Origin of the sequence: Sporosarcina jiandibaonis, from assembly GCF_013184495.1 — a bacterium.
GTDB lineage: Bacteria > Bacillota > Bacilli > Bacillales_A > Planococcaceae > Sporosarcina > Sporosarcina jiandibaonis.
In genome coordinates, this window is sequence record NZ_JAAOIY010000003.1 from 198,021 (window position 1) to 210,669 (window position 12,649).

The following is a 12,649-nucleotide window of genomic DNA, read 5'->3' on the forward strand; positions in this document are numbered from 1 at the left end:
ATGTGAAGCACTACCTTTTCATTTCAAAAGTAGAAATTCCCCATGGACATATGACGCAACTTTCTGTAATCTTAATGTTAATCAAGAAGGGGGGATAATTGCGATGGACTTCAAGATTTATAAGGATGTTAATGAATTCTCACTGAAAGTTGAGCCGATTTTAGTTCAGAAAGAAGATGTGAACAGTCTGTTTTTAGGTGTTCTGCAAGGCATAAAATCACGACTGTATGAAAATCCATTAATGGCTACAATTGAAGAGGAAGCAAGAGTGCTCGCCATATTTCAAATGACACCGCCGCATCCGTTAAATCAAATTTACGTTGATGAAAATCGTTTGGATGAAAGTATGGAATTATTAATAAAGAATTTGTTGGATTTCAAGATTGAACTCCCCTCAATAATTAGTTTAAAGCCATGGGCGTATCGCTTTGCAAAAAAATGGGAAGCTGAAACGGGAATGACTACTAAACTATTGATGGACCAAGGATTATATCGACTTGATCAAGTTGACGAAACTTTGGTGAAAAGCCCAGGAGCTTGGCGTTTCGCGGAGAGGGAAGACTGCCGACTGATAGAAGAATGGTATTATTTATTCGCAGTAGAAGCCGGTGTTCCAATTCCATCAAGTAATGATATTCATAAAAGTGTAGCAAGAATGGTAGATAATCAAGAAGTGTTTCTCTGGGAAGATGATGGTGAAATTGTATCCATGATGAAAAAATCACGTCCGACAAACCACGGTGTCACTGTTTCATTAGTCTATACGCCAAAAGATAAACGAAGAAAAGGATATGCGCGGACATTGGTAGCTACAATTTCTAAGGAACTTCTAAAAGATTACGATTTTTGTGTTCTCTACACAGATATGATGAATCCGACATCGAATAAAATATATAAAGAAATTGGCTATGTGAAAATAGTGGATTCGGTTCAGCTGGGGTTTGAGCTGAATTCGGAGGGGGAGAAAATATGACGACGATAGGTATCACTGCGGTGCTAATAATTGGCCTTCTAATATTGGCTATAGGATTTGTAACTAAAAAGAGGTGGTTAATGATCCTGTCAGTTGTTCCATTGGCAATATCTATTTTTCAATTAGTTATGTTGGCGGGAATGGGGAAGTAATGCTTATTATTAAGTTAGCAAAATAGTAATTGCCATTTGTGCATATCGAGAATTGAAGCTTGACGCGGTTTATTCCCGAATGAAAAAAGCTGACGAAATAAAACTATCGTCAGCTTTTTCGTATGATTAATTCTTTACAGACTCAATCTCTTCCGTTAATTCAACAAGTTGATTGATTAATTCGCCGATATAAGCAATTGTGTCGTGTAACGGTTTTTCTGTTGTGATGTCGACACCGGCCATCTTAGAAAGTTCAACTGGGGATTTAGTTCCGCCGGCTTTCAACACTTCTAACCACTCATCGACTGCTGGTTGACCTTCATCTAAAATACGTTTAGATACTTGAGTGGAGATTGTAAGTCCCGCACTGTAAGTGTATGGATATAAGCCCATGTAATAGTGAGGTTGGCGCATCCATGTCAGTTCTGCACCTTCGTTGATATCAACGTCTTCACCCCAGAAATCTTCCAGAACGCCGCGTTTCAATTCATTGAGCACAGTCGCGTTTACGCTTCCGCCTGCATCAATGCGGTCGTATACTTTGCGTTGGTAAGCAGCTTCCAATAAGTGCGTGACAAAGTTATGGTAGTACGTCCGTGACACAATCGATGAAATCACCCAACGTTTGAATTTCGGATCATCCGAGTTTTTCAGTAAATGATTCGCCATGAGCATCTCGTTCATCGTTGATGGGGCTTCGATGAAATACATAGACGGGCGTGCATTAAACACATTCCGTTCACGGTTTGCATTGTAGAAGTGACCCGCATGCCCGAGTTCATGAGCTAGAACGAATACATCTTCCATGCTGCCTGTCCAAGAAATCAGGATGTACGGGTGGTATCCGTGAGGACTTGAACAGAAGGCACCGGTTGATTTTCCTTTATTTTGAGCAAAGTCAATCCAACGTTCTTCGTATGAACGATTGACCATATTAATATAGTCGTCACCCATAATCGCAAGCGCATCGTCAATATACTTTTTAGATTCTTCAACAGTGATTTTCGGTTCATATGACGGGTCAAGCGAAATTTTTAAATCTGCGAACGTCATTTTATCCAACCCGTGAACTTTTTGAAGCAGTTTCGCATACTTGCGCATATGCGGAGCAAGTTCTTTCGTGATCAAATCAATTTGGCGGTCATATAGCGACTTATCGACTTCTTGGTTGAATAATAAATAATCGAAAACCGATTCATAGCCACGAACGTCAGCAGTCGTTTTTTCAGTTTGTAATTGCATATCATATGTTTTTGCAGTTGTATGTTGATAGTCTCTTAATTTTTTGGAAAACGCATCAAAAGCAGCGCGGCGTTTAGCGGTATCTGGTTCAGACTCCCAGTCGCCTTCAAATGAAACATAGCTTAAAGGAAAACTTTTTCCGTCTACAACGAAATCATCAAACGACATATCAACCATTTTCGTCGTGTTGTATAAACCATATGGCGCGTTGAATGTTGAAGAAAAAGCAGCCAATGTTTTTTCAACTTCAGGATGTAATTGATATTCTTTTTTCTTGATCAATTTCTCCAAGTAGTTTTTGAAATCAGGTGAAAGTTTCATCGCTTCTTCTAGTGTTTCTACAGTCAAATCCAAGAGTTCACTGTTTACAAACGAAAGTTTACTATTAATTTTTGCAGATGTTGAACTGAATTTACTTGAACGCATTTGTGCTTCGTCATTCGTCTGGTCAGTGCTAGTAGCAAGGCTTGTATATGTGCCGACAGGAACGATTTTTTCGCATATAGTCAAATACCCTTTTAGCGCTTCAATGACTGATGCGGCATCTGTAATTTTCCCGTTAAACTTCTCAGCATAGGCATCGACTTCGCTTTCAAGCTCAACGACTGCAGCATTGTAATCTTCTTCAGTTTTGAAAAGATCTTCTAAATTCCACGTTTCTTCTACCTTAACTTCCGAACGCAGTGGTAAACTTTTAACCATTCTCATCTCTCCCCGGGTAGTCCAACTCAGTGAACTTTGTAATTTATTACGGTAAACGAACTAATTACTAGTATATAGCACAAAAGCCGAAATGTAAAAACGAATCTACACTTTGGCAACTTTCAGATAGTAATGGTATATTTACTTTTTAGAGAGACGTTCAATTTCCTCCGAAAGTACGAAGGCCAAGTCGTAATTTCCGAAAAGTTGCAAGACATCCATCATGGTTTCATTGTCAATTTCAAGCTGGTCAGAATCGTCCATTTCCTTCAAAACCTTCTGTAAAGAATCATTTTCCTGCTGTTCGGGATAAGCGCGCGCGTACAACTCATTCGGATCGAGCTCGTGATTAACGCACCATTGCACAAATAATTGAATCATCAACTGCTCATCTTCTTGATATTTTTGAATAACTTGTTCATCGATACTTTTAAACTCCATAATTATTAACTCCCTTATGAAACACGATAATATAAGTATATATGAAAAGCAGCAAAAACGGAGGCATTCACTATGAATCTACAACTGGTTAAACCGACAGTTGATATGAAAGAGCAATATATGGATTATGATTTGGAATGGAAAGAGGCGGGGGAGAAGATGAATCCCGGGATATTCAGAAACATGAATCCTGATCGATTTGAAGAACTGGTGAAGGCTCTTCATGAAATAGAGTTAGGTAATGGAGCAAGAGAAGTCCCGGAATCCGTCTACTTTCTTCTAAAAGAAAAGGACCGCATTTTAGGTGCGGTCACAATCAGGCATTCATTAACGGAAAGAATGTTCAACACGGAAGGGCATATCGGGGCAGGAATTCGACCATCCGAGCGGAGAAACGGTTACGCTACAAAAATCCTTGAGTTGGCGTTAGATCAAATGCGAGGATTGGGCATCCAGAAAGCGCTAGTTACATGCAATGAAGATAATATAGGTTCGGAAAAAGCGATTATTAAAAATGGTGGTGTTAGGGACAATGATTTTCTTGAATCGCATGGAAATATCGTGAAAAGATATTGGATAATGCTATAGAATTAATTAGAAGAATGCCCCATTGGTATTCTTTTTTTATTTGAAAAAGATGTCCGCCGAATCCTTAATTATGTCCTCGCAATCATCAAAAAAGCTTGATTATGTCCGCTAAATCCAGCAAATTGTTCGCTCGATTTCTTCGGAATCAAAGATGTGCGCGCAATCCGTTGTTATGTCCCCGCAATCGCCAAAATTACTCAAATATGTCCTCCCAATCCATCGGAATATCTGCCCGATCACAAAATCCTACATTCAAATTTGATTACTAATAAAAAACTGAACAAGCCATTCAACGTTTAACGGCCCATCAACGATTTCATAATAGAGTAATGAGTTTTGGATAATTAAGTCCTCGTTTACGATAATGCTTAATGTATTTCCATTTTCATCTTGTAAACTGATAGTAAATTGTTCAACTTCATCAAATGGATTGATTTCTTCGGGAGTTAGCTTTCTTACATGATAATTTTGAAGGAAGTATAATAAACTCTCAATTTCACTAGGTTCATCCACGATCCATGATTGGGAATCAGAGCCCGCAATCGCTGGCTTAGTAAAAATAAGTGAGCTGAAATGTGCATCCATCGGGGTTAGAATTTCAATAAATTCTTTTTCCTCATAATCCTTGTAAGACTGCAACATCGCATACGTTCCACCAATCATCAGCGCGATTAGTAGAATTGCTCTCATTTTCATCATTAACTCCTCCTGCAAACTCGTTTCTATAGTATACGCATAGGGACTACAATAAAATTGTACTCGTCAATCTTTAATAAAATTAACAGAATGGTATAATTATAATTGTGGGAGAATTTTGAAAGGGTGATTTTAATGACAGTAATAAGAAAAGTAAGTCATGCGATTCAAGATGACTATCCGGATGATTTTGCTTGGTGCTTTGGCTGCGGGCGATTAAATGAAGACGGTTATCGTTTCAGAACCGGTTGGGATGGGGAACAAACGGTTACATATTACGAACCGTCTTCAAAACACATCGCAATTCCGGGATTTGTATATGGCGGTTTAATCGCTTCATTTGTGGACTGCCATGGTACTGGATCGGCGGCGCTTGCGTTACACCGGAAAAATGGACATGAACCGGGAAGCGGGGAAGAACCACCCAGATTTGTGACAGCTTCGTTGAATGTCAATTATCTAAAACCTACTCTGCAAGGCGCTTTATTGAAAGCGGTTGGAACAATAGAAGAAATCCACCCGAAAAAATGGAAGGTATCCGTAGAAGTTTTTGCGGATGATACACTTTGTGCAACGGGAGAAGTCGTTGGAGTGGTAATGCCTGCTTCCTTTGGAAATAAATAATCGAAAAAGCCGTTTTTTCTTTCGGCTTTTTCTTTTTTGGATAAAATATGATCAATATAGCAAGACTATAAATAGAGGATAGCTGATATGATTTCATTAGAAGAACGGGGGAGTAGAGAGTGAAAGTAGTTGGAATTTATATGGCCGCGGGAAAAAGTCAGCGCATGGGTACCAATAAATTAGCGCTTCCTGTCGGCAAGATGTCATTGGGCAGTTTGGCTTTGGATACTGCTTTGAATTCGACCCTGTCTAAAGTATTCATTATTATTCGACACGAAGATGACGCGAGTTGGATTGCGCCCGACATGTTAACAAACCCGAAAGCGGTCATCGTAAAATGTCCGAATGCTCATATGGGACAGGCTGAATCACTTCGATGCGGTATCGAAAAAGCCGCAACTGAAAAGGCGGATGCTGCAATGGTCATCCTTGCAGATCAGCCTTTTATTACAGTATTAATGTTGGATGAGATTATCGATTGCATGAAATCGAATCCTGCATGCAATTATGTCGCAACGACCAAGGACGAGTTACTTGTGCCACCCGTCCTTTTTTCAGCTTCGATGTTTCCTTCCTTGCTGGATTTAGAAGGCGATACCGGCGCACGGGAAGTTTTAAGTGGAATCCCTCGAAATATGGGGAAGCAGATTCCTTGTAAAGATAAAAGATTTGTTTTTAATGTTGACACGATTGACGATTACTAGTGGCCCGTGTATTTATTCAAATTGAAGCGGCGTCAATGCCTTTGTTTCGTCAATAAAAACAAAGGCATCATATCGCTCGCTAATTATCGAAGGTACATAATTTCCTTGTGCTTCATACTCTGGATGATAAACAACACCAATTGCGCGGTGTCCAAACCATCTAGCAAACGTATCGCGGTTTTTTTCGTTAAATATGAGGAGTTTATTGAATGCACCAGCCTCATGTAGCGCATATTCCCATGAATCTTTTTGAGCAGGGGGAACAGCCATAACTTTAAAAGGATCTGCCCATTGTTTCGCGGCAATCACAGTTCCGCGGTGGGTGCCGAAACCAATTGCGTAAACATCTCCTTCAGGATTTTGCTCGCGAATTAATTGACCGACATTGAGCATTCCATGATCCTTCATTGTCGTTGCCCGAGCATCTCCAATATGTGTATTATGTTCCCAGACAATTACTTTGGCATCCTTGCCGTGAAACTTTCGGATTTCATTTATCGCTTCGACCATATGTTCATCGCGAACATTCCAAGACCTTGTATCGCTTTTAAACGAGGTGCGATAATACTCTTCAGCATTTTTAGCAACTAAAGCATTTAATTTCAAGTTAAGACGTTGTTCAAATTCAATCGGATAGAGTTGTTCATTTGCCTGAATTGAAGAAAACAGCGCTTCAACCTGAGCTGTGCAACTTTCCGGGAAATGCGCTGTAGCCATTGCATAATGCTCTGTAGAATGATTGAAGCCTTCAAAGCAATCGGCAACGTTTTTCGCGAGTCTTAAATCCTCTCCAGTTGGATCTGCGTGGGTTAAATATGTAACGACTTCTTCGATGGATTCAAAAAGACTGTATAAATCGATACCATAGAAACCGACTTTTTTACTTGTTTCTAATTGTTCGTTATGCGTTTTTAGCCAGTCCACCAAACGGGCAACTTCTTCATTTGCCCACATCCATGCGGGCCATCGATGAAATGCTTTTAAGGCTTCTTTAGTTGTCATTTTCCCATCCTCATAACCTTTTATAAACTTATTCACATGGCGAGACGGCGGACAATCGCCCTCGACCGCTATGATTGAAAATCCTTTTTCCTCGATGAGCCTCTTCGATATTTCCGCACGTACCGAATAGAATTCAGAAGTCCCGTGACTGGCTTCTCCTAATAGCACGATGTTCGCATCTCCGACTGATTCAAGAATAGCGGACAAATCATCATTTTTTTCGAAAGGAATTGAATAATCTTGGATGGCTTTAAGTAGTGAAATAGTCATTATATAAACTCCTTTATGAATTAACGTATTGTGTGAGTATGTCCAAATAAAAGTCATACTAAAAGAAAAAATGTCGTGACACCAAATCTAAATAAGGTACAATGAAACTAACGGAAAAATCAAACAGGGGTGATGGAGTTGCTATTGGTATTTGGTATAGTCGCAGTCGTCATGTGCGTTCCCATAACAGCAATCGTTACGGAACACAAAAGAAAAATCGCGAAAATAACGCTTGAATTAACGCGTGAACAAATCGAACTTGAACAGTTGAAACAACAAAACTTTGTAATCGAAACAGAAAAAATGAAATTAGAACTCGAAAAAATGAAGTTAGATTTCACGCCTAACCCTAATGACATAATGAAAATATGATAATTAAGCGAGGTTTGTTGCCATGAAAAATGAAAAGCTTAATCCTCCGCAATACAACGATTTAATCGGCGATATATTAAAAAAGCATACAGCTGACGGCGGAATGGACAATCTTAAAGGCGCTGGAAAACCGCTCTCGAAAGAATACTTTTCCGGAGATACATTCCAGCATTTTCAACGCATCGCGCAAGACGCTGGTTATAAACCTCATTGGCTAAAACTTCGTCATGAAATACGGGATGCCATTCTTTCTATGATTGATGTTATTGCTATACGTTCTGATTCCGAGCTGAACGAACTTATTATAAAAATAAACGAGAAAATTAACGATTACAACAAAGCATGTCCGCCGCCGCTGCAAAAAGGTCAAGTATCACTTCAGACAATAAAAGCCGCTGCCGAGCATTGGTAAATAATATTAAATGAAACTTTCTATTTGTTCAATCGTATAGTAAATACCAGGAAAAAATGGAGGTTTTCATATGGAAAATACAGGAATGAAAGTGTTGATCCATGCAAGTGCTTTTTTCGCGCCTTTTTTGGTGCCGATTTTAATGTTCTTAATTAGCGATGAAAACGATATCAAAAAGTTATCCATTCAGGCAATTCTTTTTCAGCTTGTCATGGGAGTATTAATTGCCATATCGGTTATCATGTCAGTATTTCTAATCGGTCTTCCTTTTTTAATCGGATTTAGTATCATGTGGATCGTCGTGCCAATTATCGGCATTGTCAAAGCGCTTAAAAATGAGAGGTACGATTACCCGTTTGTCGGAAAATGGGTACAATGATATTCATTTTAATTAACGCATTCCGCGAATCATTAGCGGGTGCGTTTTTTTAATTGGAAAAAACGTGCGTTTTTTTTATTAGCAAAATATTATTCATGTATGTAGAATTATCTGAATATGTTAGTATAGTAGAAATGGGGGAAATAGAAAACAATGAAAGGGGAATTAAAGTGAAAATCAAATTTAATCTAGTGACGCAAATCTTCATTGCATTTGTACTAGCCATCATTTTGGGAAGCGTTTTTGGCAGTTCCATAGACTTCTTGAAACCGCTAGGGGATTTATTTTTAAGATTAATTAAATTTATCATTGCACCGCTTATTTTATCGACGCTCGTTGTAGGGGTAGCGAGTTCATCAAATCCCAAACAATTAGGCCGGATTGGACTAAAAACTATTGTTTATTATTTAGTAACGACAGCAATCGCAATTATCATTGGGTTGGCTGTTGCTTTTATGATTTCACCAGGGAAAGGTTTGGATATTTCTACAGAAGGGCTTGTAGTTCCGGAAGCAGCAGCGCAAGAGACAGAAGGAGCCATTGCGACAATTTTAAATATCATTCCTACAAATCCTTTCGCCGCTTTAGCTGAAGGTAACATTTTACAAATTATTTTCTTCGCATTGTTTATCGGATTAGCCATTACATTTGTCGGTGAAAAGGCGCAACCCGTCTATCGGTTTTTTGAAGGGTTTTCGGAGGTTATGTATAAAATAACCGGTATCGTCATGAAAGTTGCTCCGATCGGGATTCTTGGTTTGCTTGCACCGATTATCGGACAGTACGGCGTTTCTGTATTATTGCCTTTACTTAAGGTGATTATTGCCGTCTATCTCGCATGTATACTCCACGCAGTAATTGTCTATTCTGCGGCTGTTAAAACATGGGGGAAAATGAGTCCGCTCAAATTTTTCAAGGGAATTTCACCAGCTGCGCTCGTTGCATTTAGTACTGCGAGTAGTGCAGGTACATTACCTGTGACCATTAAAAACACGAACGAAAATCTTGGCGTTCCAAGCAAAATATCGAGTTTCGTCTTGCCGCTCGGCGCAACGATTAATATGGACGGGACAGCCATCTACCAAGGAGTGGCAGTAATATTCATAGCGCAATTCTATAGTTTGGATCTCACATTTTTACAGCTCCTCACAGTTATTTTGACGACTGTATTAGCATCAATCGGTACTGCGGGAGTTCCTGGAGCAGGGATGATCATGTTGGCGATGGTTTTGACATCCGTCAATATGCCGCTTGAGGGAATTGCCTTGATTGCAGGTATTGATCGAGTCTTGGATATGATGCGCACAACTGTAAACATTGTCGGGGATGCATCAGCTGCTGTTGTTGTTGCGGGTACTGAAAAAGTTGAAACGGAAATTAGTCCTGTAAAATAATTTCGTGAAAAACGGGAACTGGAATAACTAGTCGTCTCCAGTTCCTTCATTTTAAAACCGTGTTACATAAAGTTTTATAGAGAAGAAGTTAGGAGTTTTGTTGTCAAATAAATATATTGGAATAAAGAAACAACCTTTTTAGTTATTATATCGACTTTTATGGGAATAGTAACTGATGGAAATAAACTTTCTTAAGGAGGTAGAATTGTCATGAATAAAATCGACGAAAAAATTTCACAACAGATACCTCTACAGGACAATCCAACTGATGAATCTAAAGGTATGATTGAACCAAGAATAGAAGCATGTGCTGAGCGTTCTTATATCGCTATTCCAATTGAAGCCACTTTAAAAGAGTGGGGTAAAGTCAATGCTCTAATTAAAGAACTCTTCGAATGGTTAAAGAAAAAAGGTCTACAACCCAATGGTGCACCGTTTTTTCGTTATTGGACAGTCGGTGGTACGAATAAGAAATTCAAATTAGAAGTTGGAATCCCGGTTGTAAATGCAACTTTTGGTAACGAAAGAGTCATTGCGGGTACTATTCCAGAAGGAAAATACGTTATTATTGACCATAAAGGACATCCAGACCGTATCCATGAGACAGTCAACCTGCTTGAAGAGTGGTCGGAAAATCGTGGAATTACGTGGGATAAAAAGGTAGAGGATAATGAAGAAATATGGGGCGGTCGGTTTGAATACTATTTAACTGACCCAGCTATAGAGCCAGACCTCGATAAATGGTCGATTGAAATCGCTTTTAAGATTAAAGATTGAACGAAAAGATAAAACCTCCCACTCGCCAAGAAATTCCCCGTGAGTAGGAGGTTTCTTTTTGCAATATTGAAGGAGTCCGAAGACAGCACATGTGTGCAACGCAGGTTCTAACTCTGTATAATAAATGCAACGTATTATTAAAAGGATGTGTGTTTTATGACGACAATTGGATTTGTTCGACATGGTGTGACAGCTTGGAATAAAGAGGGGAGAGCGCAGGGAAGTTCGGATATTCCGCTAGACGAAGAAGGTATTCAGATGGCAGAGCACGTTGCGAATAGATTAAAAGATGAACAGTGGGATGTCATATATTCTAGTCATCTAATACGCGCAAAAAAGACTGCTGAAATCATCGCGGAAAGAAAACCGGGTATCGAATTTTTCGTGGATGATCGTTTACGTGAAATTAGCGGCGGTCAAATCGAAGGTACGACAGAAGCAGAACGGATTGAAAGATGGGGAGAGTCATGGCATGAATTAGATTTGGGCATGGAAGCGCATGAGGATCTCATCGCAAGAGGTATGGCATTCATTGAAGATGTAAAAGCGAAACATCCGAATGAAAGGGTGTTAGTTGTTAGTCATGGCAGTTTCATTCGTAGATTAGTGAGAGAGCTTGTAGCGGATGAGGAGCTAAACGATAGTTTGGGGAACACATCCGTCACGGTTGTAAAGCTTCAAGATGAAACGAATTACTGTGAACTTTATAATTGCATGGAACACTTGCAAGGTATTGTTTGAAGCATTGTCCAATCCACATAGACTTAAAATTATTTCAGTCTTATGTATGGGCAGGCAATACGTGAGTCAGTTAGCAAGGGATACTGAAATGAGTCGACCATTGTTGTATATGCACTTGAAAAAACTTGAACAGGCAGGTATTGTGAAAAGCGAAATGGAGCTTTCAGAGGATGGAAAAGCAATGAAGTATTATCAGCTCGTTTCATTTGATTTTCATATAAATCAAGAGATGATAACGAGAGCTGTCAAAACATTAACGATTCAAAAGAAAGAAGGGAAATGACAATGAATACTGTTAGTTTGCTTGTCATGTTGCCAATATTATTTTGGCTTGCAGTTTTCACTCTCGTTATTGTTCTGATCGTGAAGTTTTCGAAAAAACAATCTGGACCAACGAATGAAGTGCTATTTCAAAAGGTAGTAGATTCAATTCAACTCCAACAGGAATTTCTACAACAACAGCAACGATTAGCCGTTGAATTAAAGGAAATAAATAACCGAATTCAATCAATCGAAAAAATCTTGAAAGAAGTCGAATAAGCATTTTTAACACGGAATCCATTATGAAAATAAATGGATTCCGTGTTTAATTATATAAAGCAGGAATTTTACAGGAAACTATTGAAATTAATATCTATGAAAGGAGCTGGTCTATTTGTTAGTCATAAAACAAATTAATCCCGAAGACACTTATCAAATTAGACATATCGTTTTACGTCCCAATCAAATAATAGACGAATGCAAATACGATGATGACTATAATGAAAATGCATTTCATCTTGGTGCTTTCCTAAACGGGAAATTAATAAGCGTCGCTTCTTATTATGAAGAACAAAGCAAAAGTTTTGATGGAAAAGTCCAATATCGCCTAAGGGGAATGGCTACATTACCTGAGTTTAGAAATCTACGAGCAGGCAGCGCGTTGATACAATTTGCGGAAACAATCCTCAGAGATCGACATGCTGATCTTTGGTGGTGCAATGCTAGGATTTCCGCAAGTAGTTATTATGAAAAAATGGGTTTGAGCGCATTCGGTGATGTGTTTACTATCAATCCGATAGGACCGCATAAACTGATGTATAAAAAAATAGCGCAGATTCAGTAGTGAAATCAATCATTCACTTTGACAATTTACCTTGAATTCGAGATAATATAACATATAAGGAGTGAACGAAGATGA

18 protein-coding genes are annotated in these 12,649 nt (G+C 39.0%); 14 read left to right on the top strand and 4 right to left on the bottom strand.

Annotation, left to right across the window (positions count from 1 at the left end):
* Positions 1 to 103 precede the first annotated feature (103 nt).
* Positions 104 to 973: a GNAT family N-acetyltransferase gene (locus tag G8782_RS10705; protein ID WP_172370947.1), complete on the top strand. Its 870-nt coding sequence runs from the start codon at positions 104 to 106 to the stop codon at positions 971 to 973.
* The gene (locus G8782_RS10710) at positions 970 to 1,125 is read left to right on the top strand and encodes a hypothetical protein (RefSeq protein WP_172370948.1); all 156 of its coding nucleotides are present in this window, start codon (positions 970 to 972) and stop codon (positions 1,123 to 1,125) included. The genes G8782_RS10705 and G8782_RS10710 overlap by 4 nt, the downstream gene beginning before the upstream one ends.
* Positions 1,126 to 1,251: 126 nt before the next feature.
* Here G8782_RS10710 and pepF read toward each other — a convergent pair whose 3' ends face one another.
* Together pepF and G8782_RS10720 are read right to left on the bottom strand one after the other, a co-directional pair.
* Positions 1,252 to 3,069: an oligoendopeptidase F gene (pepF, locus tag G8782_RS10715; RefSeq protein ID WP_172370949.1), complete on the bottom strand. Its 1,818-nt coding sequence runs from the start codon at positions 3,067 to 3,069 to the stop codon at positions 1,252 to 1,254.
* A gap of 141 nt (positions 3,070 to 3,210) precedes the next feature.
* Positions 3,211 to 3,510 (bottom strand): hypothetical protein, encoded by a 300-nt coding sequence (locus G8782_RS10720; protein WP_172370951.1) that lies wholly within the window; start codon positions 3,508 to 3,510, stop codon positions 3,211 to 3,213.
* Between the two features lie 72 nt (positions 3,511 to 3,582).
* Here G8782_RS10720 and G8782_RS10725 point away from each other — a divergent pair, with 72 nt between their 5' ends.
* Positions 3,583 to 4,098: a GNAT family N-acetyltransferase gene (locus G8782_RS10725; protein ID WP_172370953.1), complete on the top strand. Its 516-nt coding sequence runs from the start codon at positions 3,583 to 3,585 to the stop codon at positions 4,096 to 4,098.
* A gap of 252 nt (positions 4,099 to 4,350) precedes the next feature.
* Here the strand turns inward: G8782_RS10725 and G8782_RS10730 are convergent, their stop codons facing one another.
* A complete protein-coding gene (locus G8782_RS10730; protein ID WP_172370955.1) occupies positions 4,351 to 4,794 on the bottom strand; it encodes a hypothetical protein in 444 nt (147 codons plus the stop codon).
* A gap of 135 nt (positions 4,795 to 4,929) precedes the next feature.
* Here G8782_RS10730 and G8782_RS10735 point away from each other — a divergent pair, with 135 nt between their 5' ends.
* Together G8782_RS10735 and G8782_RS10740 are read left to right on the top strand one after the other, a co-directional pair.
* On the top strand, positions 4,930 to 5,418 hold the full coding sequence (locus tag G8782_RS10735; protein WP_172370956.1) for a PaaI family thioesterase: 489 nt from the start codon (positions 4,930 to 4,932) through the stop codon (positions 5,416 to 5,418).
* Between the two features lie 119 nt (positions 5,419 to 5,537).
* Positions 5,538 to 6,122: an NTP transferase domain-containing protein gene (locus G8782_RS10740; RefSeq protein WP_172370958.1), complete on the top strand. Its 585-nt coding sequence runs from the start codon at positions 5,538 to 5,540 to the stop codon at positions 6,120 to 6,122.
* Positions 6,123 to 6,134: 12 nt separating this feature from the next.
* Here the strand turns inward: G8782_RS10740 and G8782_RS10745 are convergent, their stop codons facing one another.
* Positions 6,135 to 7,394, bottom strand: coding sequence for an erythromycin esterase family protein (locus G8782_RS10745; RefSeq protein WP_172370960.1), 1,260 nt, complete (start codon positions 7,392 to 7,394; stop codon positions 6,135 to 6,137).
* A 138-nt stretch (positions 7,395 to 7,532) separates the two neighbouring features.
* On the opposite strand from G8782_RS10745, the gene G8782_RS10750 reads away from it, so the two are divergent.
* The 9 genes from G8782_RS10750 (at position 7,533) to G8782_RS10790 (ending at position 12,574) form a co-directional block, all read left to right on the top strand.
* Positions 7,533 to 7,766: a hypothetical protein gene (locus tag G8782_RS10750; RefSeq protein WP_425505487.1), complete on the top strand. Its 234-nt coding sequence runs from the start codon at positions 7,533 to 7,535 to the stop codon at positions 7,764 to 7,766.
* A 22-nt stretch (positions 7,767 to 7,788) separates the two neighbouring features.
* Positions 7,789 to 8,178, top strand: coding sequence for a DnaJ family domain-containing protein (locus G8782_RS10755; protein ID WP_172370964.1), 390 nt, complete (start codon positions 7,789 to 7,791; stop codon positions 8,176 to 8,178).
* Positions 8,179 to 8,248: 70 nt separating this feature from the next.
* Positions 8,249 to 8,557 (top strand): DUF4870 domain-containing protein, encoded by a 309-nt coding sequence (locus G8782_RS10760; RefSeq protein WP_172370966.1) that lies wholly within the window; start codon positions 8,249 to 8,251, stop codon positions 8,555 to 8,557.
* 176 nt (positions 8,558 to 8,733) lie between these two features.
* Positions 8,734 to 9,951: a dicarboxylate/amino acid:cation symporter gene (locus G8782_RS10765; protein ID WP_343035050.1), complete on the top strand. Its 1,218-nt coding sequence runs from the start codon at positions 8,734 to 8,736 to the stop codon at positions 9,949 to 9,951.
* A gap of 210 nt (positions 9,952 to 10,161) precedes the next feature.
* Entirely contained in the window at positions 10,162 to 10,728 is a 567-nt protein-coding gene (locus G8782_RS10770; protein ID WP_172370968.1) for a GyrI-like domain-containing protein, read from the top strand.
* Positions 10,729 to 10,884: 156 nt separating this feature from the next.
* On the top strand, positions 10,885 to 11,469 hold the full coding sequence (locus G8782_RS10775) for a histidine phosphatase family protein (protein WP_172370969.1): 585 nt from the start codon (positions 10,885 to 10,887) through the stop codon (positions 11,467 to 11,469).
* Complete coding sequence (locus tag G8782_RS10780) at positions 11,411 to 11,752, top strand: ArsR/SmtB family transcription factor (RefSeq protein ID WP_172370971.1); 342 nt, start codon at positions 11,411 to 11,413, stop codon at positions 11,750 to 11,752. Before G8782_RS10775 ends, G8782_RS10780 begins: the two co-directional genes overlap by 59 nt.
* 2 nt (positions 11,753 to 11,754) lie before the next feature.
* Positions 11,755 to 12,009 carry a hypothetical protein gene (locus G8782_RS10785; protein WP_172370973.1) on the top strand — a complete coding sequence of 85 codons (255 nt, stop codon included), beginning with the start codon at positions 11,755 to 11,757 and terminating at the stop codon, positions 12,007 to 12,009.
* Positions 12,010 to 12,124: 115 nt separating this feature from the next.
* Positions 12,125 to 12,574, top strand: coding sequence for a GNAT family N-acetyltransferase (locus tag G8782_RS10790; RefSeq protein WP_172370975.1), 450 nt, complete (start codon positions 12,125 to 12,127; stop codon positions 12,572 to 12,574).
* Positions 12,575 to 12,649 lie beyond the last annotated feature (75 nt).